The sequence below is a fragment of the Brevibacillus sp. FIR094 genome (assembly GCF_050477165.1).
GTDB lineage: Bacteria > Bacillota > Bacilli > Brevibacillales > Brevibacillaceae > Brevibacillus.
The window spans coordinates 314,552-340,104 of record NZ_JBEAES010000001.1 but is presented as its reverse complement, the minus strand read 5'-3'; the positions used below and the strand labels follow the sequence as shown (position 1 = coordinate 340,104).

The following is a 25,553-nucleotide window of genomic DNA, read 5'->3' as shown; positions in this document are numbered from 1 at the left end:
AAGACTGCCCATACTACTCGATGGACAGTCTTTTTGTTGTTTGGCGCTTATGACATGGCGAATGCTTTTGGTTCGGCCTGCACAAAGCCCAGGCGGCTTTTACTGTACGGGATGCACATAGGAGTTCCGTACAGTGGGTCTTGTGTAATCTGGCAATCCATATCGAAAACCGTACGGACAAGGTCGGTCGTCAGTACTTCGCTCGGAGCGCCTTCTGCTACTACGGTCTGATTGTGAACGGCAACGATATGATGGGCATAGCGGCAAGCGAGATTCAGATCGTGGAGTACCATGACGATGGTGCGCTGTTCCGTTTGATTCAGTTCAAACAACAGGTCCAAAATCTCAATCTGATGAGACATATCCAAATAAGTCGTAGGCTCATCCAGCAAAATCGTTTCGGTACCTTGGGCGAGCGTCATTGCAATCCAGGCGCGTTGACGTTGTCCGCCAGAAAGGCTGTCGACGGCACGGTTAGCCATTTCCGTGAGTTGAGTAGCTGCCAATGCTTTGTTGACCATCTGCTCGTCTTCTTCTGACCATTGCTGTAGCCAGTTTTGATAAGGATAGCGTCCTTGTTTGACCAATTGCAGAATCGTCAATCCTTCTGGTGCAGATGGGCCTTGAGGAAGGATGGCAAGACGTTTGGCTACCTCTTTGGTAGAGCGTTTTGCGATCGATTCTCCTTCAAGCAGGATGGCGCCTTCCTTTGGTTTGAGTAACCGTGCCAGAGAGCGCAGCAATGTCGATTTGCCACTGCCATTACTGCCAATGAAAACGGTGATTTTTCCACGCGGGATGTTTAAATCTAATGCTTCAATGATGTTGCGTTCTCCGTACGATAACGTAAGCCGTTGGGTTTCCAAAGCTTGCATATGGGGTGGACTCCTTTCAAACGCATAGGAAGTTAAAAAATATATTCAGGGCCGGATGTGGCTGCGGTGGGGAGAAGAATATTTCCAGTCTAGGCTCAGTGCTCCGTCCCTCGGGGAAGCATGGACTGCCCGCTCCGAAGTGATTAGCGGGGAAACGCAAAAGTGGTAGCCGCTACGTCGAATAGGCAGGGTTGCGTTTCTTTTTTCCGCTAATCCCTTCTCCGCTCGGTAGGACTCCACAAGTCGCTACGTCTGGAAATATTCTTCTCTGGCGTTACTGAGCACATTCTTCAATCTTTTAAAGGCTTTTTAAAATCTGTTTAGCACGAAAGCTCGTAGAGGAAACAGGAGAAATAAGCGAAGATCTTTGGTACACCGACCGAGACGGAATGCAAAAAGCGAAACACGCTCTTAAGCGTCCACCTCTGAATAACATCCCTGAACCGCTACTTTGGACGCGGTTTCGCTTTTTGCATGGAGTCGGGCAGTCCATCCCCCAGCGGGTGGGACAAGAAGCTGAGCGTTTTCTCCTGTTTCCTCCCCACCACCACAGCGGGACAAATTTTCCTAGCGATTTCGGTTTTTATACAGCAAGTAGATGAAAAACGGAGCGCCGATGGCAGATGTGAATACCCCTACAGGCACTTCGATTGGTGAAAAAGCCATGCGGGCAATCAAATCCGCAAGCAATACGATAATGGCACCTAAGAAAGCAGAGAGTGTCATGGCACCGCCAAAGGACGGACCAATCAGTTGTTTGGCAATGTGTGGGGCCAGCAAAGCTACAAAGCTGATATCTCCTCCAACAGAGACGGCTGTTCCCGTCAAAGCCGCGCAAATCATGAGCAGGAGGAAGCGATCCAATTGCAAGGAACTGCCGAGACTCGTCGCCAGATCATCGCCGAGCTGTTGAATGTTCACGCGTCTAGCAAGTAAGCCGGCTACGAGAATTAGTCCGACGACCCACGGCAAAATCATGAATACGTCGTTCCAGGCAACGCCGTAAATGCTTCCTGTCAGCCAGAGCAATGCCTTATTTTGCAGCAAAAACGGGCTGAACATGATCAGCATGGTCACAATGGCGCCCGCTGCGATTTTGATTCCAACACCGATCATGACAAGACGAAGCGGTGTAACTCCTTTTTTCCAAGAGAGGGCGTACAGCAGGAATGTCGTCAATGTTGCCCCCAAAAAAGCGATGGGAGGAAGCCACTTGATGCTCGCAGTTTCAAAAAGGATCAAGAAACCGACTGCAAAAACAGATGCTCCCCCCGATACCCCAAGAATATCTGGCGAAGCCAACGGATTGCGGACGAGGCCCTGCATGATGGCACCAGCAACGGCGAGTGCGGCTCCTACCAGAATAGCAATGACGATGCGAGGTAGGCGAAATTGCTCCACAATCAAAGCGTTCTCTTCTGAACCGATTCCCAACAAAACTTTTACCACATCGAGCGGGGCGATTTTCATTTCACCCATTCCGAGACTGACAACCGCCACTGCGATGACGATCAGCAAGGCGAGTAGCGAAAACCAGATCGTCTTTTTATGTAGCTGAAACGATGAAAAGCGCTTGCCGATGCGAAGAGACAGGTAGTCTTTCATTATTTATCCAGCCCCTTGCGTGCGACATAGATGAAGAACGGAATCCCGATCAGGGCTGTCATTACTCCAATAGGAACTTCAGCAGGCATTGCGATATAGCGAGCGCCGATGTCTGCTAACAGTAGTAGGATGGAACCAAGCAGACCGCTGTACAAAAGCACCCAGCGTGTATCGATTCCGATGAGATAGCGAGCCAGATGCGGAGTGACCAATCCGACAAAACCAATAGGTCCTGCAACAGCAACCGCGCAACCGGATAAGAGAACAATGACGATTCCAACACTGAATTTGACCAATAATGTGCGTTGTCCGAGACCTTTTGCTACGTCATCACCCATCAACAACGTTTGAATCGGACGTGCGAGGACAAAAGCAGCGATCCAGGCGATGATCATATAAGGAAAGACAGTGGCTAAATACTCCAGCTTTCTGCCTCCGACTGACCCTGCTAGCCAGAAAAGCACCTCGTCAGTAGCCTTTTCATTCAGGACCATCATGCCGTGTCGGATCGAGGAAGCCAACGCAGTGATAGCTGCACCCGCTAGAACCAGCTTCACAGGTGAAAGCCCATCTCTGCCGAATGAACCGAGCAAGTAGACGATCAAACCTGCTACAGCGGCTCCTAAAAAGGAAATCCATGTAAACTGGGTCAAGGAGTTGATCCCGACAAAAGTAACGGCGAACACAACAAAAAGAGAAGCACCTGCATTAAGACCGAACAGTTCAACGTCTGCAACAGGGTTTCTCGTCAAGGATTGGAGCAAAGTTCCGGCCAAGCCGAGGCAGAAACCGACCGTAAGTGCATTGAGCACACGCGGTACTCGCACTTCTTTAATGACGATGTGCTCATTGGAGCCGTTGAAATTCGTGTAGGCATCAATCGCAGTTTGCCAACTCGTGTCAATGACGCCAAAGATGAGGCTGGCATAACTGAGGTAAGTCAGGAGGAAAAGAGCGAATACCACTCCCAGAATTTTACGAAAGTTGCTAGCTAAAAAAGAATTCATGATGGCTACATCCTTATTTCTTAGATGGTTTCATAGTTAAGTGTAGAGCTACATAAAGGAAGTGTCAATGACGTTGATAGTCATTATCATTTTGTCATTGACTTTTGACAAGCAGGGGAGTAGGATAGACTCTGTCATTGATATGGATTCTCATTATAGAAAAGGGAAAGGGGTCCTTTCATCATGTTTTCTCGTACATATCGGACCGCAGGCGGTAAAGCTTTCTTTGCTGTCTTAATGGCGCTCTTGCTGGTTGTTACTGGTTGTGGTACTCCGCAAGCAAGTGAGCAAAAGCCGGCAGAACAAAAGCCTGCTGATCAAGCAACAGGCAATTCGGAGGGTTCCGGCCAAAGCTACACAGTGAAACACGCGATGGGCGAAACAACCATTAAAGGTACACCAGAACGCATCGTCATGTTGACCAACCAAGGTACTGAAACTCTGATGGCTCTCGGTGTGAAACCAGTAGGGGCTGTAGGTTCGACCGTTGATCCTACTCAATTCTACGATTTCACCAAGTCTTTCCTTGAGGGGACAAAATCCGTAGGTACAGAAGGTCAACCTAACCTGGAAGCAATCGCTGCACTGAAACCTGACCTGATTCTGGGTATGAAATTCCGTCACGAAAAAATTTATCAACAATTGACTGCAATCGCTCCAACCGTATTCGTTGATGAGCCACGCGGCGACTGGAAAGAAAACTTCTCCTTGTTCTCAGAAGCAGTAAACAAAAAGGCTGAGGGTGAAAAAGTCCTCGCTGACTGGAACAAGCGCGTAGAAGAATTCAAAACAAAAGCTGGCGACAAGCTGAACACGAAAGTATCCGTTGTACGCTTCATGCCAGGTAAAGTTCGTATCTACTACAAAAACACCTTCACTGGCGCGATCTTCAAAGACCTTGGTCTGGCACGTCCAGCTTCCCAAGACAAAGACGATTTCGCAGCAGAAGTAACCAAAGAGCGCATTCCAGAAATGGACGGCGACATCATGTTCTACTTCACGTACGAAACAGGTAAAGGCGAGGCTTCCAAGCTGGAACAAGAGTGGACAAACGATCCTCTCTGGAAAAACCTGAACGTCGTGAAAAACAATAAAGCATTCAAAGTGGATGACACCATCTGGAATACTTCCGGTGGCGTAATCGCAGCCAATAAAGTACTGGATGAGCTGGAAGGCTACATCATCGGTAAATAATGAAAAAAGACGGGACTGATGCTCCCGTCTTTTTTGTGTTGTTATCCTGCCATATTGTTGAATGTTCCTCGCGGGTAGTAAATGTTTACGTGATCGATGTAGAGGGTGTTTGGATCATCCGTCATGATACCTGAGAAAATAAATTTCAATTCATAATCAGGGGTTACCTTGTAGGTGTAGATGGTTTGGCCGCCCGTTGTGATTTTGCTAGTTGGCTCCCCAAGTGTTTCACGCACCTCGGCAAGTGTGACTGCTTGCAGGCGTGGGTCGTAGGAACGAATATCAACGATCTGCATTCCTTTGTTAAAGGCGAAGACTAGATTGAGATCCCTGTACGTATTGTACGTGATGCCATTGTTGTAGGAGACGACATCCGGTTTGCCCAGCTGTTTTTCTGCGTCATCAAACACATCCTTTTCTACACGATACTGACTGCCAAAGATTTGGCCTTTCTGGGCGAGATCACGCACGCTTTGCAACATCTCGGCATTGTCCGCATACAGCATGAGATTTTTGTTTCCCTGCGGGTAATACAGTTGGTATTCAACAAGAACCAGGTCTTCCTTGCTCGTGCTTTTTGTTCCTTGGAAGTGGAATTTCACCTGATAGCTGTTTGTGACATCGTAGGTGTAAATCGCTTGGTTGCCAAACTCGCTGATACGCCCCGGCTTTCCCCAGCTTTTTTCGACAGCAGACATGCTGATTTTCTGCAAACGTGAATCTGTCCTGTGCATGTCTACGATCTGCATGCCTTTGTTGTAGCCAAACACGACTTCTTTTTTCGGGTAGGCGGAGTAGGTCAGTCCATTTGCTGTATAGGTTTTCTCAGGTTTTCCCCAGCCCTGTTCTACTTCATCTACCGTTTTTTCCAGAACGAAAGGAAGGGAGATGACTTTGCCTTCTTTCGCATTTGAGCGAATTTGTGACAAGAGCTCCTCTGACTGCGGAATAGGCGTTGTCGTTACGTTGTTGTTTGGACTTGGTCCCGGAGAAGCGGTAGGAGAGCCAGGAGCAACAGGCGCAACGGTGTCTGGTAAAGAGCTTTGTTGTTGGTTTGTAAGGAGTGAGGCTCCCAGCCAGACGGTCGCAGCGAGTACGGAGCAGAGGGCTAAACCCTTGCCAAGCGCAGAGAAACCACGAAATGAAGCAGTCTTTCCAGATTTACTTACATTTGTTTGGCGAATAGCAGAAACGATCTCTTGTTTTTTTTCTCCGCTCATTTTCATATCCGGCATCCCTTGCAATTTTCCTAGTAAATCATGGTCTGAATTAGATCGCATCGCCAATCATCTCCTTTTTCTCACGCTCAAGTATTTCCCTAATAGCTTTCATGGCACGGTGCAATGTCACGTTTACTTTGTTTTCGGACCACCCAAGTATTTCGGCCGTCTCCTTGGAGGACAGTCCCTTGACCCCACGCAAAATGATCACCTCGCGAAAAGCGGGTTTTACTTCACGGATCGCATGGTAAAGTGCTTGCTGCTCCTCATGTACGTGCAGAATTTCTTCCGGTGTTTTTTCTTCTGTCTCTACATTCGCCAGCCATTTATCTGGCAGCCAATTACGAAGACGTTGCTTTCGTTTATGATCGATGGCGGTATTCCTCGCGATCGTCAATAGCCATGTTTTCGGTTGCGATCTGCCTTCGAATGCATCCAGAGACCGAAGCGCTTTTAAAAAGACATCCTGAACGAGGTCTTCTACATCACGGGTTCCTGTGTAGTAAATAAGAAATTTGTAAATATCATCGCCATAACGTAGGAACCATTGCTCCATTAAACCGTTTTTGTCCATAGCTGAACCACCTTTTGTACGTTCTACTTGTAATTTGACGACTCAGGGTGCATTTCATTACAAAAACAAAAAAACTGCCGGAAAGCTGTGTCCGACAGTGTGCTTGTATTTAAGAGTGGAGCATGGAGTCCCGCGTAAACCATAGCTGATAGCTGAGCATGCTGATCAGAACTGCTGAAATGGCCGCAGAGGAGCTGAAGCTGAGCATAATGAGGATTTGGTAGCGCACGGCCTCGATGGGACTGGCACCCGCGACGATCATTCCGGTCATCATCCCTGGCAATTGGACGAGTCCGATTGTTTTCATCGTGTCAAAGGTAGGAATCATGCTCGCTTTGACAGCGCGCTTCAACACTACATGCACGGCTTGGCGTGTAGTGGCTCCCAGACAAAGCAGTGTCTCCATTTCCCCACGAGAGGTTTCTACTTCTCTGTTCATATGCGTGAGAAATAGGCTCGTGACGATCATAGAGCTACCAATAATCATGCCGCTCATCGGGATGAGGTACTGCGGTGTAGGAGAGATGAGCCCGAGTACAACCAACAGTCCCATGGTAATGATCTCTGTTATCGCAAGGGAAAGGGAGATCCGCCAAAAGATCCCTGATAAATGCTTCGCTCTGCTGGCAGCGTTCCACGAAGCGACCAAGATCATCATGAGAATGATCACTAAAATAAACCAGACACTATCGGCAGCAAAGACAAAATGTAGGACGTAGCCGATCGCGAGCAATTGAACGGTAGAGCGGATGGTGCCAATTAATATGTCTTTTTCCAAACCGAGCTTCTGCCAAACAGAGAGCAGGAGGGCAATAAAAACAAAGGCATAGGCAAAGAGTAGCCACATGTATGAAAACGTAAAAGTATGCGTCATCGCTGCACCTCACTTAGGGCAGCATGGACATGTCCATCTTGCAAAAATTCACGAGCTTCGACGGATTGGGGCGAGTAGAAAAACGCTTCACATTCAGCGTCTTCTGCGAGCTGGTGGTTGGCCATAAACCAAATGCGCTTGCAAGCGACTCGCGCTTCTTCTAAATCATGGGTAACCCAAATTAAGGTCGTGCCCGTTTGCTGGTGCAAATCGACGAGGAGACGCTCGGCAGCCTGCTTGCTTTTCATATCGAGTGAAGCAGTGACCTCATCCAGCAGCAGGACAGGTGGCTGAAGCAACAAGCTGCGAACGAGAGCGAGCCGTTGCTTTTCACCGCCAGACAGTTGAGCGGCTGGTTTTGACCAATCGATCTCTTCCATATATAACTGCTCCATCAAGTCAGAGGCGAGCTTCTTATCAAAAGGACGTTGATGCAAGGTACTTACTGTCCGCAGATTGTCTTCCACGCTGCCTGGCAGCATAACAGCCTGCTGTGCCACATAACTGATTTTCATTCGCCAAGCTTTTGCGTCCCATAGTGACATTTCTTTCTTCTCAAAGAAAACCGTACCGGCATCAGGTTGCAGAAGACGACCCAAAATACGGAGCAAGGTGCTTTTTCCTTGTCCTGATTTTCCCAGAACTCCAATAATCGTAGGCTCTGTAATGCTAGCGTTTACGTCACGGAACAACCATGTACTCGTGGGAGAGTGGATTTGTTTCCCCAAAGCTTCGATCTTGATGGTCATGTAAAAGCCTCCCCATTAACGCGGAAAACACCGAAGAGGACGAGTCTTCGGTGTTTCTTTCCTACTGGCTATCTATGTACTTATTTTTTCTCCGACAGCCACTGTGAAACCGCTTGAATTTCTGGTTGTTTCTTCAGCATTCCAGGAGGCATGCCGCCCTTACCATCTTTGATGATTTTAGCAATGTCGTCAGCGCTGAGCGTCGCCCCAATTTTCGTCAGGTTTGGACCTGCAATGCCTTCGAGATTTTGACCATGACAGGAAGCGCAATTTTGTTTAAATACAGCAGCAGCGTCAATTTGTGCAGTTGGTGCGCCGCCACCATTTGCCTCTTCGCCATGTTTTGGTGGGAAAATGATTGATCCTACGAGTGCAATGAGAAAAACTAGAAACAAGATACCAAACGAAGTGAAAAAGGCCTTCGCGGAATCAATTACATCGTTTTGATTCATGTCTTTTTTGTTGGACCCAGCCATCTGACAAAGACCTCCCAAAGCAAATTATAAAGTTTCATTGCAATTTTACGGCAAAAGTTTGACAATATCAAGGAGACTACCAAACAAGACAAAGAAAGTACACAATTTGCCATTTTTTCGTAAAACGCGTTGCTCTTAGTCTACCTTAAAACGGTCAATATTATTTGAGAGAATTTCTCTTATAATGGAAGGGATAGCGGGTTGCTGTTACCAGACAAGTGTGATAAAGTTGTTGTATTGGTTTTTTCCGCCTTGGAAATACGTTTTGAGGTGAATGAAAATGGCATTGGCTGCGAAAATTTTACTTGTGATCGCAAGTATTGGCTTAATTATCGTCGTGTTGCTGCAATCGGGAAAAAGTGCCGGCCTTTCCGGAGCGATTGGTGGCGGCGCAGAGCAACTGATGGGCAAACAAAAAGCCCGCGGGATTGACGCACTTTTAGGGAAACTGACCGTTGTATTTGCGGTTGGCTTCATGATTTTTGCGATTTTGCTCGGGTATTTCTTGAAATCAGGAGCGTAATAGACGAACGGCCGAAAGACAGCGAGTGCAACTTGCTGTCTTTTTCTCTATTCCGATTGCGATATGCGGGAACGGTGAATACTACATAATAGGATGGTCATGGAGAAACGCGGGAATGCCACGCGAAAAAGGAGGTTTGTGAATGGAAGACCAAGAAAAAATACTCGCGTTTATGCGAGAGCAAGCATACCACCCAATGACGGTGAGGGAACTGGAAGAAGCGTTTGGAATTAAGGATTCTGCCACGTTCAAGGAGCTTGTGAAAACGCTGAATGCAATGGAAGCGAGCGGAGAGGTGATCCGCACCAGAGCGAATCGGTATGGCGTGCCTGAAAAAATGAATCTGGTACGAGGACGTCTGCAAAGTCATCCGAAGGGCTTTGGATTTGTGATCCCGGAGACACCTGACTCGGATGACGTATATGTACATGCGAATGATATGAATGGAGCGCTCCATGGCGATACGGTTTTTGTCCGCGTGGAAAAAGAAGCGGACGGCAATCGTCTGGAAGGGCAGATCATCCGCATTGTCGAGCGCGGAATCAAGCAGGTTGTAGGGACATTTAAGGATGAGAGGCATTACGCGTTTGTCATCCCCGACGAAAAGCGAATCGGCAAAGATATTTTCATCCCGAAAGACTCCTTCAATGGAGCAGTAGATGGTCACAAGGTAGTCGTGAACATCGTTCGTTATCCAGAGGGGCGTGTGAATCCAGAGGGTGAAGTCGTCGAGATTCTCGGACATAAGAACGATCCGGGCGTCGATATTCTGTCGATCATCCGCAAGTTTAACTTGCCTGAGGCTTTTCCAGAGGACGTAATAGCTGAGGCTGAGGCGGCACCAGATGAGATATCTGAGGAAGAGATCAAGGGTCGTCGTGACTTGCGTGATCGGATGATGGTCACCATTGATGGAGCAGATGCCAAGGACTTGGATGATGCTGTGTCTCTTGAGAAGCTGCCAAATGGAAACGTAAGACTCGGCGTGCATATCGCTGACGTGAGCTATTACGTTCGCGATAAGTCCCAGCTGGATAATGAGGCCTATCGTCGCGGTACCAGTGTTTACTTGGTTGACCGCGTCATTCCGATGCTGCCACATCGTTTGTCCAACGGCATATGCAGTCTCAATCCGCAGGTGGATCGCTTGACGATTTCTTGTGATATGGAGATGGATGCAGGCGGGAACACCGTTAAGTACGATATATTTTTGAGCGTGATTCGTACAGATGAGCGCATGACGTATGCGGATGTACGAAGTATTTTGGACGAAAAGGACGAAGCGCTGATCGAGAAGTACAGCCAGCTCGTTCCGATGTTCGAGGAAATGAAGAATTTGGCATTGAAGTTGCGTGGAAAACGTATGCAGCGCGGTGCCATTGACTTTGACTTCCGTGAAGCGAAAATTTATGTCGATGATGAGGGGACACCTACAGAAATCGGCTTCCGTACGAGATCGATTGCGGAGCAGATCATCGAGGAGTTCATGCTGGCTGCCAACGAAACAGTGGCGGAGCATTTCCACTGGATGAAGCAGCCGTTCATGTACCGGATTCACGAAGACCCGAACGCTGAAAAGCTCATGGCCTTCATGGAGTTCATCACGAATTTTGGCTACTCGATCCGTGGGAAGGGCAATTCTGTTCATCCACGTGCGTTGCAGCAGTTGCTGGAAGAGGTAAAAGGAACGCCAGAAGAAATTATTATCAGCACCGTCATGCTACGTTCGATGAAGCAAGCGCGCTACGACGCGGAAAGTCTGGGGCATTATGGCTTGTCTACGGAGTTTTATACCCATTTTACTTCGCCGATTCGCCGTTATCCCGACCTGATCGTCCACCGCCGTATTCGCGAATGGATCGAGTTGGGGAATCAAATATCAGAAAAACGACTGGGATATTGGGCAGAGCAAATGCCAGTAATCGCAGAGCATGCGTCACAGCGTGAACGGTTGGCTGTCGATGCCGAGCGTGAAACAGACGATCTGAAAAAAGCGGAGTTCATGCTTGAGCGAGTGGGAGAAGAATTCGAAGGCGTCATCTCCAGCGTCACATCGTTTGGTATTTTCGTCGAGCTTCCTAACACGATTGAAGGTTTGGTGCACGTCAGCTTTTTGACGGACGACTACTATCATTACCATGAGAAAATGTTTGCGCTGGTCGGTGAGCGCACAGGCAAGCAGTACCGGATCGGGGATGTCGTCGAGGTACGTGTAGCGAATGTCAACGTGGATGAACGCACCATCGACTTCGAAATCGTCGGAATGCCGAAGGCTGGCTTCCGCGGTAGTCGTGAGCGTACGCCTCGCGTAATAGATGGTCGCGGTGGGGATCGTAAGCCGACACGTGGCAAGCAACAAGATCGTTCACGCGCAGGCCGTCCAGATCGTACTGGTCGACCAGATCGACCAGATCGACCAGATCGTCAAAAGGACAAAAAGCATCCGGCGGAAATCCGTCAGAAATATAAGGATCGCCGCAAAGCGGAAGGGAACAAACCTCCTCGTCGTACTGGATCGGGCAAAGCATCGAGCGGTGAAGAAGTGCTGCCAATTGGTACAGGAGAAGGGGATACCCCAGCGAAACGCCAGAAGGGATTCTGGGAAGATCTCGTCAAGTCCAAGAAAAAGAATCGCAAAAATGTAGCCAGTCAGGTAAAACGGAAACGCCGTTAAACAATTGTTTAAACCCCGAAAAGTATTCGGAGCGATCCGTTTCCCTTTTCGGGGATGGCTATTTACCGGGTAAATGACTTGCCACAATGGGCAAAATTTGCTAGACTAACTGGTACGAAACGCAGTACGTACAAGTGAGGTGATCTCCATGTCAAAAGAGAAGGCCGGAACCAAGACAATCGCCCAAAACCGAAAAGCACGCCACGATTACCACATCGAGCAAGTATACGAGGCAGGCATTGAGCTGACCGGTACGGAGATCAAGTCCGTGCGTGCGGCGCGTGTCCAGCTCAAGGACAGCTTCGCCCGTGTGCAGGATGGCGAATTGCTTCTGTACAATGTGCACATTAGTCCGTACGAGCAGGGAAATCGTTTTAACCATGAGCCAGAGCGGACTCGCAAGCTACTGATGCGCCGCTTGGAAATCCTCAAGCTCAATGGTCTGATTCGCGAAAGAGGGTACTCGCTGGTCCCACTCAGCATTTATTTGAAGGGCGGCTGGGCCAAGGTCGAGCTCGCACTTGTCAAAGGGAAAAAGAACTACGACAAGCGCGAAGACCTCAAGAAAAAAGAGTCTGCGCGTGATATCGAGCGTGCTCTGCGCGAACGCCAAAAGGTTTGATTGGATTGCACTGGCAGGCTTGGCAGCAATCAACGTTGAGTTTTGGTTGTCGCCTGTGCTATATTTAATAAGCAACAACAAGCCAATACACTGTTAGTTACAATATAGTCTAGGTGCGGATTAAATGGCTCTTCACCTAGACTTTTTCTCACCTACCTGGGGGCGTTCTGGATTCGACGGGGATGGTAGAGCATGAGAAGCGAGCCGGGGGGCTGCGGACCTCGTCAACAACGCGGAACGCCATTAACTGGCAACAAACAACTTTCTCTCGCTGCTTAATAACCAGTGAGGCGCTACCATTCCATCGCCCATGTGGCATGACTAGCGCTCAACTTTAGTGGGATACGCCGGAGGCTTCCGCCTGGAGCCGAAGGAAGAAGATCAATCAGGCTAGGTAACGGGTCAGCGCGTCACTCCGCGAATCCGGTACCGAAATTTAAATGAGTGACTGCGCTCGGAGATGCTCATGTATCGCTGTTTTCGGACGGGGGTTCGAATCCCCCCGCCTCCACCAAATACATAACAATGAACACCACTGAATTAGTGGTGTTTTTTTATTTATTCAGGTCAGGGTCAAAAAAGGAATTGGATATATCCACGTCTCATCGTGCATAACAAATTATGTTGCTCGAGGTTGGTTTTTATGAACATAGGGGGATTTCGTTCGAAAGTGAGCGGACTGAGGAATGGAATTCTCCTGAGAGACAACCAGGTAAAGTAAAGCCTATTTTAATTTGTGGATTAGAGACCATTGAAAATACACTTGGTGATCGAACCAAATTGATAAGGAAACAATAAAACATGAATCGCTGATGCAATCGCTCTGGACCTTTATCGTTTAAACGTAAGTTCTTTTTAGCGTATTTGTTTCTGGAAGCATTGTGATAGGTGCAGTTCCATCTGGGAGAACCGTATCATAAGCTGCGAATGCTCTGCATACGCGGTTTTTTGCTGTGTTCGAGCCAAGCGGGTATGTCTTTGTACATACTTCCAATAGTCTCAAAAAAGTCACAACAAATTCATGGGTCCATCATAAGCGGGTTGTAACTTTAAAGACATCATCAAGAAGAGATGGAGTGTTCCTATGATAGAAATTAGAAATGTCAGCAAAACCTATTATCCGGAAAAATCAACCCCAATCCCTGCATTGAAAAATGTCGATTTAGTGTTACATAACGGTGAATTCGTTGCGATCGTCGGAGCTTCGGGCTCGGGAAAATCCACACTTCTAAACACGCTTGGCGGTCTGGATAAGCCTGATTCGGGAGAGGTGTACATCAACGAAACCCCCATGTCAACGTTTGACGATGATAAGTATTCCGATTACCGCAAAGATCAAGTCGGATTTGTATTTCAACATTTTCATCTAATGCCTCACTTGACTGTGTTGGAAAATGTAGAGTTAGCTTTGGCCATGAGCTCATATGAGAAAAATGAAGCACACCAAAAATGCGTACAAGCCATTCAAAAGGTCGGTCTGGAACAAGCGATTCTCCAAAAGGCTGGCGAGTTGTCGGGAGGACAACAGCAAAGAGTGGCCATTGCAAGAGCGTTGGTCAAATCGCCAAACATTATATTGGCCGATGAACCGACAGGTGCTTTGGATTCTCATACTTCACAAGAAATTATTGATTTGTTGAAGCGAATTTCCGAACAAGGTCATTTAGTCGTTGTCATCACGCACGATGAATCGGTTGCTAAGCAAGCCTCAAGAATTGTTCGAGTTAAAGATGGAGAGATCATCGAGGACATACAACAAAGCGAAGGACACTCCGTTCAAACGACGAAAACTACCGAACCACCCCGGAAACGTTCGTTTCAACTGAAATCAGCATTTAGGCTATCTTTTCATCGGATCAAGGAAAAGAGGTGGCGATACTTCCTTGTATCCATAGGCATTTCCATGGGGATATGCGGATTTTTTCTGGCCATGGCGTTCGGAAGCGGGATCGACAATTATATGCAGTATTCATCTGATAAAGTGATAGACAGTAAAAAGCTGGATTTCAAAAAGGAACAAGGTTATATGGACAGTTCCGATTACTATCAAATCAAGAAAAACAGGCATGTCAAATTCGTGCAGCCTGAATTCGATATTTCGGCGAGAATCGAGATAAAGCCGGACATTATCAGCTTCGATGTCAAGCCATTACACAAAGAAAAAAACAGAAATGAATATGCTGCACCGAATGTGATATACGGCCAACTTCCGAAAGATGGAGATCATGGTATTGCCTTGTCGGAAAGTACAGCCCAAAAACTACTGAAGGATGGGGAAAAGCTGGAAGGCTTAATCGGCAGAGAGATCACGATCAAATTTCTGTCTATGGATGAAGTTACGAGCTATCCATCCCGTTGGGACACGCAAACGATGAAGATCTCGGCCATTACGGAACAATCATTTATCGGTAAAGAATATTCATATATTCCCTATGATGTCCACACCGCCGTTGTCAAACGTTCAAGATTTATCGGAAAAGACTCGGAAATCACGACCAACAGCTATGAAGTGTATTTGGATGATAAAAATTCGATCCAATCCGTCGTTGATCAGTTTAAACCAAGCTACACTATCACAACGCCTGAAAACGTATTGAAAGAGTTAACTCAAACATTCAAAAATATACAACTGGCCATGACGGGGGTCTCCATCCTGATTTTGCTGATCTCTTCCATCATGGTGGGAATCATTCTATATATCAGCGTGTTGGAACGGAGAAAAGAAATCGGCTTGTTCAAAGCGATTGGTGGGAGGAAAAGAGAAGTTCGCTGGATTTTCTTTTCGGAGGCAATTTTGTTGGGAGGAATTGCTTCTATTAACGGGATCGTGCTTGGCGTCGTCTTGCAGATTGCATTGAACCAGGCGATGGTATCGAGGATTCATTTCGAGTTATTGAGTATAAACGTATTTACGATGCTTATATCCATAGGTTTTGGCATCTTGATTAATGTATTGGCAGGTACGATCCCTGCGAACCAGGCGGCGAAGCTAAATCCGATTCAACTGCTTAAGCAGGAATAATAATGGAAGAACAGGGTGATAGCCATGATAAAAATAGCACGTTTGCTGCTCATCATTTCGATCTTAACCGTACTCACCGCATGCGGCAAAAATAATCCAGGAACGACGGATAAGCTTGCAACTTCTCAGGCTCTGCGAGAGAGTATGAAGGTTGAAGAATCTCAGAAACCGACCGAGAATCAGATGGAAAGCAACCCGATTGAAAACAGTAAAAAAATAAGAGAAATGATGCCCAAACTAGTAAAAGATATTAAAAAGGTTTTGATAGACGAAGCAAGCAAGCTATGGCCGTCGTTAAATAATACGGACAAGCAGATTTTAATAGTGAATCCTTCGAACAAAATAGCCTATCTCATCAACAACCAGAAATCCAACATTGGGTCCAAAGACGAGGTGATCGAGTACAGTACGGATTCCATAAAGGATGTCCAATTGTTGGTCACGCCGTTTCAACTCACGACATTCAACGATCATCCTACCTATGTATTTAACGTTGAATTTGCTTCCGATATTATTTCTGGAGCAGGTGATAAAGCATATGAAGATATGTTTAAGTTCATCGTGCATGAGGGAATTCATATTCTGCTGCAGTCAGGAAACTCCGTTGAAGGTCTGGGCACAAGAGCGGAAACCTATCCGGAAGATATCAACAGCAGATATTACCGGAATGAAATGTATCAGTACCTAAAGGAAGCTGTTAAATCTAAGACCAAAGATGAGAAGATCGATCAGATTCAAAAGGCGGTATATTTTTATGAATTGTATTTAAATAGTAACAAAAAGAATAAGCAGCAAGATGGTTATGATAACATTGAAGGAATGGCCACGTATTTACAGGAAAAAGCCTATCAACTCCTTAACCATCCCAATGTGTCTGCAAAAGAGTTGAACGATCTGACTGCACAAAGTATTGTAAATAATTTTATCCCGACTGATAAAGAAATGTTGCTCTTGGTCAAAGGTAGAGAGTTCTATGACATTGGATCTTTGGCGATAGCTTCCGCCGTGGATTTGGAGCTTGATAATAAAGCTATATTTAAAACTTCTCCTTTAGGGTTGTTGAAATCCAAATTCGGCAGCAAAAAAGCAGAAGGCCACGAAAATATAAAAACGGCCAACAATGATTATTACAGCTCATATAATGATAAGTTAAAATCATTCGTAGATGATATCGCGTCCAAACAGCATGATGACAAGTATGCCGCGGTCAAAATCCCTGTTACAATTAAAAACTCTTCGGCCACGTACGAGGATATGATGGTTGAATACAAATTTAAAGGGAAACCAGCGGAAATACAGACAGTAACAATGGAAATAATACTCGGTGAAACTCGGATTAAGCTCAACAAGATGAAATCCTTGTTCATAGAGGAACCAATGGAAGCTACGAATGATCCAACGAAGATGGATCCCAATACACCGATGGGTTACAGGATTGTATTTATTCCTAAAAAGGATATCGAAATCAGTAAGGACAAACTGCTTACGATCCAGAGGAACGATCTTCTTATCTTTGACGCTAAGTATGAGGAAAAAGACGGAGAATATCTAATATTGATGAATTAACGAATCCATGTATTGGAGCAGGCATCTTCATTCGTACGTCACTTTACTTTGATGATGCCTGCTTTATTAAACGAGGGGACAATTGATGAAACGAACCATTTTAATTATAGAAGATGAAGAGAAAATTGCGAATATTATCGCTGACTATTTTACGATGAATGAATACAGAACCATTATCGCAACGGATGGGAAGGCTGGTCTACAAGCCTTTGAAGAAGGAACTGTCGATTTGGTCATTCTCGATATTATGCTACCGGAAATAGACGGATTCTCCGTATGTAGAAGAATTAGAAAAAAATCGGATGTGCCCATCATCATGCTGACAGCACGCTCGGAAGTCGAGGATCAGTTGATGGGCTATGAATTTAAAGCGGACGATTATGTGACTAAACCGTTCAATCCTGAGATTCTTGTGGCTAAATCCAAAGTTCTTCTCGAAAGAATCCATACCGCAAATAAAGAAGAAGATGGAAAAAAGGAAACCTTAACGTTAAAAGGAGTTACCATCAACAAGCTTACCCGGGATGTATGGATCGAGAATAAGACTATTGAATTGGAGCCGAAACAATTTGAACTTTTGCTGTATTTGATGGAAAACAAGCATATCGTATTGTCCAGAGATCAAATACTGAATGAAGTATGGGGTTATGATTATTTCGGAAACACAAGAGTGGTTGACGCGCAAGTCAAAAAGCTCAGAAAAAACCTGCAGCATAAAGCCTATCTGATCAAAACCGTATTTGGTCTAGGGTATAAATTCGAGGTGGAGTAATGCGGAAGAGAGGGATCGCCTATAAGCTCTTTTTGTTTCATGTCGTCTTATTTGCCGCCATATTTATGATTCAAATCATTTTTCAATCGATATATTTCGAACCGTACTATGTATATACGAAAAAGCAAAATATGAAAGAGTTTGTCCGTACAATCGAATCGAAAATTAACAATCATGAGTCGACTGATTCGATCAATAAGTATATTACCCAAATGTCGGAGAATAACAATGCAATCATTTCAGTAATCGATAGTCACTTGCAGCATCGCTATGGATCACCATTAAATAATAATTACTCGCAATTCGTGGTCAGGACGAAAAATAATAGGGAGTACAAAATCGTCGATGACTTTCTGTCCATCGAATATAAAAAAATCAACGAAGAAGACAGCATCTCCATTGACGGAGTTCTTTTGGATGATAAGGAATCATTAGTTCTTCCAAATAAAATCCGCATCGGCACTCGAATCCTAGAACCAGCACAGATATCCTCGATATTTTTCGAAGGAATCACGAGTAGTGATCAGAACATCGTGAATGCGCAGCCTAAGTCCATTGTAATTGAAGGAAAAGTGGTCTCCAAACCAGCGGAAAATAAATCCTTCACTGCGCAAAAGAATGTTCTCTTCAAAGAAATGTTCGGTATGATGAACAGAGAAGAAGGGCAATCGATCCCTAATCAAATATACACGGTCCGGGACACGCAGACGGATATTAATTGTTTGGTGTTAACCGAAAATTTTGAAGGAACAAATCTAATCGTGCTGGCAGTCACTTCTCTCCAATCCGTAGATGAGGTTATCGGCAATTTGAACCAGTATTATATCATTTTATTTGTGTTTACGATGATCATCGTTATTATGATCGCTATTATTATTTCCAAGACATTATCGAAGCCCCTGGTTAAAATGAGTGCCATAGCGAATCAGATCGCAAATCAGAATTTTAGTGAAAAATACATCGTCAAGTCCAAGGATGAATTAGGTCAAATGGGCGAAGCTTTAAACAAAATATCTACTAATCTGGAACAGAAAATTACGGATTTAGTTTATGCGAATGAACAACTGGCAAAAGATTATGAAATACAGATGAAATTGAAGGAAAAAGAAAAAGAGTTCGTTGCTAACGTATCTCATGAGTTAAAAACACCTTTAACTGTCATAAACGGTTATATCAAAGGCATCAAGAACGGAGTATATGAGGGAAATCAATTGAAATATTATGATGCTATTTTAGATGAAGTCGACAGTATGACAGAAATGATTCAAGAAATGCTTGATATTTCAAGACTGGAGTCGCCTAACTATCAACTTACGGAGAGCACTTTTGACTTATGGCACATCTTTTTGAAGGTTTATGACAAATTCAAAGCGATGGCTGATGAAAAAGAATTGAAGGTTCTGTTTGAAATTGATGAGGAAGCTTATGTATGGGGGGACATTAAAAGGATCGAGCAGGTTATCACCAACTTATTTGTGAACGCCGTAAAATATACACCAAAAAACAGCCATATCAACATTAACATCATCAACAATAAGAGTATAAGCAAATACACGTTTAAAATTGAAAATGAAAACACCCACATCTCCGATGAAGAAATAGAACGAATCTGGGATCCATTCTACAGAATAGAAAAATCTAGGAACAAAGAGTTTGGCGGGACAGGATTGGGCCTGACTGTGGTCATGAATATTTTGGACCTTCACCATAGTAGCTATGGTGCTAATAACACACAGATGGGTGTCGAATTTTATTTTGACCTTAGCGCAGTCAGTTTGGACTCCATTGACCCTTAATATCGAAACGCTCATGGAGAGGAGGAACTACGAAAGTATGGGTATCGGGCAATGACTAAGGACTTGTTAGTAGGTAAACGCAGTACCCCAAATGATTAATCACCTACTCATAGGTGGTGTTATTTGATAAGGAATCAAACATGAATGAATTAAAACGGGTCCCACTTTTTTATGTAAGAAAGTTGATATAAGAAATAACCCGACCTTCAGGTCGGGTTTTTATTATATTTCGATACTTATCAAGTTATGACACGAGGCTGCCAGGTAATTGATTCGGTAGCCTTTCTGCGCTGAATTGATATTTATTCCAATATTTCAATTCCAACGTCAATCATTCTCTCGTCTCCTAGGAAGTCAATTACAATTTTGGCTCTTTTCTTTCGCCGATCCACTTTCTTTATTATTCCTTCTTTTCCGGCAAGGGGACCTTTTTTGACGGTAATTTTGGAGTCGGTAATCATTAAGGTTGAATATCCGAGTACCCCGTCTGTGTCCAGCATTTTTAAAATCGGACGGATTTCTGCTTCTTCGATTTCGGACACTTGCAGTAAACCATCTGATCGTTGTCTTATCTGCTTATTGTTATTTACGAGTCTGAAAGTTCTAGGGGTTTCTTTAATGTCGTAGTATGTCTTCGTGTCCATATTCGTTTGGATGAGTAGATAACCCGGAAACATAATTTTTAAAGGGTGGGTAATAAGACCCTGTTTTCGTTCAGGAAGCCTTCTTTTCGGTACAACGGCCCTTAATTGGCGAGAAGAGAATTTATCCGAAAGAAATTTGGCTACTCGTTCTTCGTATCCGGTCTCTACATAAAGGGCATACCAATTCATCACTTGCCTCCTCATGGGGTGTAAGTTGAAAATATCATATTTTATTCGACATAATCTTTAAAATTCGACATTATTTTGAAATTGTGGTACAATAAGAGACAGTTGTTAATATTATAATTAACTAAACAATCTTTGTACATAGTCCAAAAAGACAAGAACTAATCGTTGTTGCGGCACGTTGGTTCGCATTGGATTCTGAATATTGTATTCGCTTTTTTTTGCTGCTATATAGCCGCGAAATGTCTCGTCATGTCCATTTTTGGGTGGTGGTCATCTTTGCAGTGGCGTTCGTTCGAGAAATGCATCGTGTTGAATAGGCCTGATCTAACCATGAACGCCGGGCTAAGCTTCGTTCATATCGGCGAGGATAAGGAACCTGGGATAGATCCGTTTATATTCGGCCTCGACGAAATGGAATATTGTCAAAAAATGACATTTGATGTCGGGAAAAGAAATTATTTGTTAGGCAGAACAGCTGCCAAACGAGCGGCTTCGACAATGATGGGCCGGTCTGATTTAACAAAGATAACCATTAGCCGGGGAGTCTTCGGACAGCCAGTTCTTCATACCGGCAGCCCGGATAAATTAGCGGTTAGCATTTCTCATTGCCAATGCATGGGAGCTGCTATTGTTTTCCCAGAAGGGAGCCCAATGGGAATCGATGTGGAGGCCATCAATCCGTCAAGAAACGAAACAATGGCCAGTCAAATGACAGTGGCGGAGATGGAGAGCGGCGCAACTGTTATTAGCAGCAAAGAATTCTTATTAACGTTGTTGTGGTCCAGCAAAGAGGCGCTGTCAAAGGTGCTTCGTACGGGACTTACTATCCCGTTAGAATTACTAGAGATCGAAACGATTCAGGCTTACGACGGGTTTTATGTGAGTACGTTCACGCATTTTCCGCAGTACAGCGCCAAAACATACCTGACTTGCGGCTACGTCTGGTCAATCGTAGCCCCTCGCAAAAGCGAGTGGCATTTAGATCCCTTGGAAATGCAAAATCATTTTCTGGCATTCGATTGCGGCTGCCGTAAACGAAGTACAACTATAAAATAAAAGCCGTGTTTCTAGAAAAAATGATGCTTCGAAGGATGAGCTCCACTTAGTGGGGCTTTTTTGTTTTGGGTTTTGCTCCTGAAGGGAGAGTTAGCTGCAATGAGCGATTCCTATCAGATCCATACCATTTCTACTAGCTATCTCAATGAATTGTCCAATTACAATTATTTAATCGTGGATAAAGCGACAAAGCTGGCTGCTCTTGTAGATCCTTCTTGGGAGCTCGATCGAATTTTGACGGTGATCGAGGGTCTGGACGTGAAGCTGCATGCCATTTTGTTAACTCATTCCCATTTTGATCACGTCAATCTTGTGGAATTGCTAAGTGCACGGTATGCGCCCAATGTGTACATGTCAGCGAAGGAAGCGCGGTATTACGCGTTTTCTGCGCCCAATTTACATACGTTTAACGATCTGGATACCATTTCGCTGGGCAACACCACGATTACCTGTATGCTTACGCCGGGCCATACGGCCGGAAGCGCCTGTTATCTATTATCCGGTTGTTTGATAACAGGAGATACGCTATTTATCGAAGGCTGCGGCAGATGCGATACAACCGGCGGAAATCCGGATGATATGTTCGACAGCTTGCAAAAAATACGAGACACCGTGCCGATCTACGCCAGAGTCTATCCTGGACATTCATACGGGAAAGAGCCTGGATATCCGCTTTGGTATTTATTGGAGAACAACATCTATTTTCACCTTATGAATCGCGCGCAATTCATTTCGTTCCGAATGCGTCATGCTCAAGGCTATGGCTCGGATGCGAGAGGGAGACGAAAGTAAAACGGAGGGGACAATGGAGAAAAAAGTCGTGTTTATGTTCTCGGGTCAAGGGTCCCAATATTATCACATGGGTGAGACGCTCCTGACCGAGGGAGATGTATTCGAAAAATGGATGACCCGTCTGGATCAAATTGCCAAACCGTTAGTTGGCCGATCCATCATGCAGCTGCTCTATGACCCTGGACATTCGAAAGCAGAATCTTTCGATAGAACGCTTTTTACTCATCCAGCTCTTTTTATGGTGCAGTACGCCTTGGCACAAGAGATGCTTCATCACGGGATCCTTCCTGATTATGTATTGGGCAGCAGTCTCGGGGAATTTGTCGCGGCCGCTGTCTCCAATATTATGGACCCGGAGCTGGCCCTCATTGCTGTCATCAAACAGGCTCAAATCTTTGAGATGAGTTGTGAAAGCGGGGGGATGCTGGCCGTATTGGATGATCCGCGCACCTTTTGGGAGAACCCGCTCTTATATAACAACACCGAGCTGGCAGGAGTTAACTACGATGGGCATTTCGTGATCGCAGGCGGTAATGTGGGCTTGGACGGCATTCATACGCATTTGAGGGATAAAGGTATTGCTTCCATTCGGCTTCCTGTCTCCTACGCGTTCCATTCTAGGGAAATTGAACCTGCCGAAAACGCGTTTATCAGTCATCTTCGTACTTTATCGCTTCAGAAACCGGCCATCCCTTTTGTGTCCGGCATGTATGGAGAATTGGTTGAAGCTTTGAGGCACGAATATTTCTGGGATGTGGTCAGGCAGCCGATGAGGTTTCGGGAAGCAGTAACTGCTATGGAGCGGGAACAGCCGGCCGTTTATTTGGATTTGAGCCCTTCAGGGGTGCTCGCAAATTTCACGAAACGGCTCTTAAAGGACGAGTCAAGCTCTGAAAGCGCCGGGCTTCTGACGGTATACGGTTTTGATTTTGAGAAAATGAATGAGCTCAAGCGAACGATCGCACGACCAAATGACTCGATTACGGGAGGGAACGACGAAAGCATGATCGCATATCTTTTTCCAGGACAAGGCTCGCAGCACGTTGGTATGGGGGAAGGACTTTTTGATGAATTTCCGGATTTGACTGCAAAGGCGGATGCCATTCTTGGTTATTCGGTAAAGGAGCTATGCCTGAACGATCCGAAGCATCAGCTGGGAAACACCGCTTTTACCCAACCGCTTTTATACACGGTCAATGCTCTGATGTATATGAAGAAAAGAAAGGAAACAGGCAGACGTCCCGACTTTGTAGCTGGTCATAGCTTGGGCGAGTATAACGCCCTGTTTGCGGCAGAGGTTTTCGATTTCGAAACCGGACTGCGTCTCGTTAAGAAGCGGGGCGAGCTAATGGCCCTGGCTACAGGCGGAGGAATGGCGGCAGTAATCGGCATGCAAGCGCAAGAGGTTGAAGACATTATTCGCCGGAATGGACACTTGGAAATCGACGTGGCCAATTATAATTCGCCCGTGCAAACCGTCTTGTCGGGGCGTAAAGACCATATAATGGAGGCGCAGCGCATTTTTGAACAGGCTGGGGCAGGGATGTACATTCCGCTTAATGTCAGTGGCGCGTTCCATTCCCGGTATATGAATGAAGCGAAGAAAGAATTCGAGCAATTTCTGAATAACTTTATCTTCAACGAGCCTGTTATCCCTGTCATCGCAAACGTGTCTGCCCGTCCCTATCCGTTCAACGAAATCAAACGCAACCTGACTGAGCAAATCACAAGCTCCGTCAATTGGACGGACACCATTCGCTATTTAATGGGAAAAGAGGTAGAGCTGTTCGAAGAGGTTGGGCCGAAGGACGTGCTTACAAAGCTGACGGAGAAGATCAGGCAGTCGAGCTCTCCGTTATTCGTAGAGGAAGAAACACCGGAGGAGCCGAGCACAAACGAACAAATGAACGACCTGCCGTTCGTTGATAGGGAATCGGTCTCCATGCCCAGCGCTCGGAAGACGATCACTGCAGCTTCGCTTGGCAGCCTGGCGTTCAAGGAACGGTATGGTCTGAAATATGCCTATGTTTTGGGCGCCATGTACAAGGGGATTTCCTCAGCCGAAATGGTTGTGAAAGCTGGAACGGCCGGAATGCTCTGTTTCTTTGGCTCCGGGGGACTAAGGATTACGCAAATTGAGGAAGCGATTCGGGACATTCAGCGCCAATTACGCAGCGGTGAGCCCTATGGAATGAATTTTCTTCACCATCCGGATAACCAGGCTCTCGAAGAAGCGGTTGCCGATCTTTACTTGAAGTACGGCATAACTGTAATAGAGGCTTCTTCCTTCATTACGATGACTCCCGCGCTAATTAAATATCGGGCGAAGGGACTGACAAGAAGAGCGGACGGAACGGTGGAGATTCGAAACAAAATTATCGCCAAGGTTTCCAGACCAGAGGTCGCATCCAACTTCCTAAGACCGGCCCCGGAGCGGATCATAGAGAGACTTGTTCAAGAAGGTAAAATTACGCAGGAAGAAGGCCGCTTGCTACAAATGGTGCCGGTTGCCGACGATCTGTGCGTCGAAGCGGATTCGGGCGGACATACCGATCAAGGCAGCGCGTATGTGCTCCTCCCGACCTTGATCAGGCTACGTGACGACATAGTACGCGAACATGGTTATACGAGCGAGATTTCCGTAGGTGCTGCCGGAGGGATCGGAACTCCTGAGGCTGCGGCTGCCGCGATATTGTTAGGTGCGGATTTCCTTGTGACCGGTTCCATTAACCAATGCACGGTGGAGGCTGCGACTAGTGATGCCGCTAAAGACCTTCTGCAGCAGGCGAATGTGCAGGATACCGATTATGCGCCGGCGGGCGATATGTTTGAAATCGGCGCGAAGATACAGGTTTTAAAGAAGGGCCTATTTTTCCCCGCAAGAGCGAATAAATTGTATGATCTGTACCGGCATTTCAACGCCTTGGAAGAATTAGACGAGGCGACAAGGGAGCGTCTTCAGGATAAGTATTTCCATCGCACCTTTGAAGAAATCTATCAGGAAGTCATATCACACAAAGCTCCTGCCGAAATCGAGAAGGCGGAGCGTAATCCAAAGTATAAAATGGCGCTTATATTCAAGTGGTATTTCTCTTATTCGACGCGGTTGGCGATGACGGGCAGCAAGGAATATAAGGTAGATTACCAAATTCATTGCGGTCCTGCGCTCGGAGCATTCAACCAGTGGGTGCTGGGCACGGAGCTGGAGCATTGGAGAAACCGTCATATCGATCAGATTGGAGAAATGCTGCTGAATGAAACGGCAGCCCTGTTGAACCGCCGAATTTCCGAATTGGTTGGCAATTGACTGAGAAGGAGAACGT

General features: G+C 45.8%; 20 protein-coding genes and 1 other RNA gene. 12 read left to right on the top strand and 9 right to left on the bottom strand.

The window, feature by feature from the left end; genetic code table 11:
• Positions 1-47: 47 nt before the first annotated feature.
• The 3 genes from ACQ5DJ_RS01100 to ACQ5DJ_RS01090 form a co-directional block, all read right to left on the bottom strand.
• On the bottom strand, positions 48-875 hold the full coding sequence (locus ACQ5DJ_RS01100; protein WP_429840820.1) for an ABC transporter ATP-binding protein: 828 nt from the start codon (positions 873-875) through the stop codon (positions 48-50).
• A gap of 567 nt (positions 876-1,442) precedes the next feature.
• A complete protein-coding gene (locus ACQ5DJ_RS01095) occupies positions 1,443-2,480 on the bottom strand; it encodes a FecCD family ABC transporter permease (RefSeq protein WP_414853719.1) in 1,038 nt (345 codons plus the stop codon).
• Positions 2,480-3,487 carry a FecCD family ABC transporter permease gene (locus ACQ5DJ_RS01090; RefSeq protein ID WP_429840819.1) on the bottom strand — a complete coding sequence of 336 codons (1,008 nt, stop codon included), beginning with the start codon at positions 3,485-3,487 and terminating at the stop codon, positions 2,480-2,482. The genes ACQ5DJ_RS01095 and ACQ5DJ_RS01090 overlap by 1 nt, the downstream gene beginning before the upstream one ends.
• A 183-nt stretch (positions 3,488-3,670) precedes the next feature.
• Between ACQ5DJ_RS01090 and ACQ5DJ_RS01085 the strand changes: the two genes are divergently transcribed.
• Positions 3,671-4,681 (top strand): ABC transporter substrate-binding protein, encoded by a 1,011-nt coding sequence (locus ACQ5DJ_RS01085; protein WP_429840818.1) that lies wholly within the window; start codon positions 3,671-3,673, stop codon positions 4,679-4,681.
• A 41-nt stretch (positions 4,682-4,722) separates the two neighbouring features.
• Here the strand turns inward: ACQ5DJ_RS01085 and ACQ5DJ_RS01080 are convergent, their stop codons facing one another.
• The 5 genes from ACQ5DJ_RS01080 to ACQ5DJ_RS01060 form a co-directional block, all read right to left on the bottom strand.
• Complete coding sequence (locus ACQ5DJ_RS01080; protein ID WP_429840817.1) at positions 4,723-5,961, bottom strand: YjgB family protein; 1,239 nt, start codon at positions 5,959-5,961, stop codon at positions 4,723-4,725.
• Positions 5,951-6,475, bottom strand: coding sequence for an RNA polymerase sigma factor (locus ACQ5DJ_RS01075; protein WP_429840816.1), 525 nt, complete (start codon positions 6,473-6,475; stop codon positions 5,951-5,953). Before ACQ5DJ_RS01075 ends, ACQ5DJ_RS01080 begins: the two co-directional genes overlap by 11 nt.
• Positions 6,476-6,584: 109 nt before the next feature.
• The gene (locus ACQ5DJ_RS01070) at positions 6,585-7,349 is read right to left on the bottom strand and encodes an ABC transporter permease (protein ID WP_429840815.1); all 765 of its coding nucleotides are present in this window, start codon (positions 7,347-7,349) and stop codon (positions 6,585-6,587) included.
• The gene (locus tag ACQ5DJ_RS01065) at positions 7,346-8,098 is read right to left on the bottom strand and encodes an ABC transporter ATP-binding protein (protein WP_429840814.1); all 753 of its coding nucleotides are present in this window, start codon (positions 8,096-8,098) and stop codon (positions 7,346-7,348) included. The genes ACQ5DJ_RS01070 and ACQ5DJ_RS01065 overlap by 4 nt, the downstream gene beginning before the upstream one ends.
• A gap of 80 nt (positions 8,099-8,178) precedes the next feature.
• Positions 8,179-8,574, bottom strand: a complete 396-nt coding sequence (locus ACQ5DJ_RS01060; RefSeq protein WP_007728788.1) for a YqzM family protein — start codon at positions 8,572-8,574, stop codon at positions 8,179-8,181.
• A 280-nt stretch (positions 8,575-8,854) separates the two neighbouring features.
• On the opposite strand from ACQ5DJ_RS01060, the gene secG reads away from it, so the two are divergent.
• From secG to ACQ5DJ_RS01020, 8 genes are all read left to right on the top strand, one after another.
• On the top strand, positions 8,855-9,097 hold the full coding sequence (secG, locus tag ACQ5DJ_RS01055; protein WP_007728789.1) for a preprotein translocase subunit SecG: 243 nt from the start codon (positions 8,855-8,857) through the stop codon (positions 9,095-9,097).
• Between the two features lie 142 nt (positions 9,098-9,239).
• Positions 9,240-11,771 (top strand): ribonuclease R, encoded by a 2,532-nt coding sequence (rnr, locus tag ACQ5DJ_RS01050; RefSeq protein ID WP_429840813.1) that lies wholly within the window; start codon positions 9,240-9,242, stop codon positions 11,769-11,771.
• 148 nt (positions 11,772-11,919) lie between these two features.
• Positions 11,920-12,393 carry an SsrA-binding protein SmpB gene (smpB, locus tag ACQ5DJ_RS01045; RefSeq protein WP_429840812.1) on the top strand — a complete coding sequence of 158 codons (474 nt, stop codon included), beginning with the start codon at positions 11,920-11,922 and terminating at the stop codon, positions 12,391-12,393.
• A 158-nt stretch (positions 12,394-12,551) separates the two neighbouring features.
• Positions 12,552-12,907, top strand: a transfer-messenger RNA (tmRNA) gene (gene ssrA, locus ACQ5DJ_RS01040).
• Between the two features lie 570 nt (positions 12,908-13,477).
• Positions 13,478-15,415 (top strand): ATP-binding cassette domain-containing protein, encoded by a 1,938-nt coding sequence (locus ACQ5DJ_RS01035; protein WP_429840811.1) that lies wholly within the window; start codon positions 13,478-13,480, stop codon positions 15,413-15,415.
• Between the two features lie 24 nt (positions 15,416-15,439).
• Complete coding sequence (locus ACQ5DJ_RS01030; protein WP_429840810.1) at positions 15,440-16,981, top strand: hypothetical protein; 1,542 nt, start codon at positions 15,440-15,442, stop codon at positions 16,979-16,981.
• 85 nt (positions 16,982-17,066) lie between these two features.
• Positions 17,067-17,753 (top strand): response regulator transcription factor, encoded by a 687-nt coding sequence (locus ACQ5DJ_RS01025; protein ID WP_429840809.1) that lies wholly within the window; start codon positions 17,067-17,069, stop codon positions 17,751-17,753.
• Complete coding sequence (locus ACQ5DJ_RS01020; RefSeq protein WP_429840808.1) at positions 17,753-19,549, top strand: ATP-binding protein; 1,797 nt, start codon at positions 17,753-17,755, stop codon at positions 19,547-19,549. The genes ACQ5DJ_RS01025 and ACQ5DJ_RS01020 overlap by 1 nt, the downstream gene beginning before the upstream one ends.
• A 302-nt stretch (positions 19,550-19,851) precedes the next feature.
• Here the strand turns inward: ACQ5DJ_RS01020 and loaP are convergent, their stop codons facing one another.
• Complete coding sequence (gene loaP, locus ACQ5DJ_RS01015) at positions 19,852-20,382, bottom strand: antiterminator LoaP (RefSeq protein WP_173616943.1); 531 nt, start codon at positions 20,380-20,382, stop codon at positions 19,852-19,854.
• A 276-nt stretch (positions 20,383-20,658) separates the two neighbouring features.
• Between loaP and ACQ5DJ_RS01010 the strand changes: the two genes are divergently transcribed.
• The 3 genes from ACQ5DJ_RS01010 (at position 20,659) to fabD (ending at position 25,537) form a co-directional block, all read left to right on the top strand.
• Positions 20,659-21,438: a 4'-phosphopantetheinyl transferase family protein gene (locus ACQ5DJ_RS01010; RefSeq protein ID WP_429840807.1), complete on the top strand. Its 780-nt coding sequence runs from the start codon at positions 20,659-20,661 to the stop codon at positions 21,436-21,438.
• Between the two features lie 99 nt (positions 21,439-21,537).
• On the top strand, positions 21,538-22,230 hold the full coding sequence (locus tag ACQ5DJ_RS01005; RefSeq protein WP_429840806.1) for an MBL fold metallo-hydrolase: 693 nt from the start codon (positions 21,538-21,540) through the stop codon (positions 22,228-22,230).
• A gap of 13 nt (positions 22,231-22,243) precedes the next feature.
• The gene (gene fabD / locus ACQ5DJ_RS01000; protein ID WP_429840805.1) at positions 22,244-25,537 is read left to right on the top strand and encodes an ACP S-malonyltransferase; all 3,294 of its coding nucleotides are present in this window, start codon (positions 22,244-22,246) and stop codon (positions 25,535-25,537) included.
• Positions 25,538-25,553 lie beyond the last annotated feature (16 nt).

Coding starts and splice junctions, on each gene's coding strand:
- ACQ5DJ_RS01100 (WP_429840820.1), bottom strand. CDS start 875: ATGCAAGCTTTGGAAACCCAACGGCTTACGTTATCGTACGGAGAACGC.
- ACQ5DJ_RS01095 (WP_414853719.1), bottom strand. CDS start 2,480: ATGAAAGACTACCTGTCTCTTCGCATCGGCAAGCGCTTTTCATCGTTT.
- ACQ5DJ_RS01090 (WP_429840819.1), bottom strand. CDS start 3,487: ATGAATTCTTTTTTAGCTAGCAACTTTCGTAAAATTCTGGGAGTGGTA.
- ACQ5DJ_RS01085 (WP_429840818.1), top strand. CDS start 3,671: ATGTTTTCTCGTACATATCGGACCGCAGGCGGTAAAGCTTTCTTTGCT.
- ACQ5DJ_RS01080 (WP_429840817.1), bottom strand. CDS start 5,961: ATGCGATCTAATTCAGACCATGATTTACTAGGAAAATTGCAAGGGATG.
- ACQ5DJ_RS01075 (WP_429840816.1), bottom strand. CDS start 6,475: ATGGACAAAAACGGTTTAATGGAGCAATGGTTCCTACGTTATGGCGAT.
- ACQ5DJ_RS01070 (WP_429840815.1), bottom strand. CDS start 7,349: ATGACGCATACTTTTACGTTTTCATACATGTGGCTACTCTTTGCCTAT.
- ACQ5DJ_RS01065 (WP_429840814.1), bottom strand. CDS start 8,098: ATGACCATCAAGATCGAAGCTTTGGGGAAACAAATCCACTCTCCCACG.
- ACQ5DJ_RS01060 (WP_007728788.1), bottom strand. CDS start 8,574: ATGGCTGGGTCCAACAAAAAAGACATGAATCAAAACGATGTAATTGAT.
- secG (WP_007728789.1), top strand. CDS start 8,855: ATGGCATTGGCTGCGAAAATTTTACTTGTGATCGCAAGTATTGGCTTA.
- rnr (WP_429840813.1), top strand. CDS start 9,240: ATGGAAGACCAAGAAAAAATACTCGCGTTTATGCGAGAGCAAGCATAC.
- smpB (WP_429840812.1), top strand. CDS start 11,920: ATGTCAAAAGAGAAGGCCGGAACCAAGACAATCGCCCAAAACCGAAAA.
- ACQ5DJ_RS01035 (WP_429840811.1), top strand. CDS start 13,478: ATGATAGAAATTAGAAATGTCAGCAAAACCTATTATCCGGAAAAATCA.
- ACQ5DJ_RS01030 (WP_429840810.1), top strand. CDS start 15,440: ATGATAAAAATAGCACGTTTGCTGCTCATCATTTCGATCTTAACCGTA.
- ACQ5DJ_RS01025 (WP_429840809.1), top strand. CDS start 17,067: ATGAAACGAACCATTTTAATTATAGAAGATGAAGAGAAAATTGCGAAT.
- ACQ5DJ_RS01020 (WP_429840808.1), top strand. CDS start 17,753: ATGCGGAAGAGAGGGATCGCCTATAAGCTCTTTTTGTTTCATGTCGTC.
- loaP (WP_173616943.1), bottom strand. CDS start 20,382: ATGAATTGGTATGCCCTTTATGTAGAGACCGGATACGAAGAACGAGTA.
- ACQ5DJ_RS01005 (WP_429840806.1), top strand. CDS start 21,538: ATGAGCGATTCCTATCAGATCCATACCATTTCTACTAGCTATCTCAAT.
- fabD (WP_429840805.1), top strand. CDS start 22,244: ATGGAGAAAAAAGTCGTGTTTATGTTCTCGGGTCAAGGGTCCCAATAT.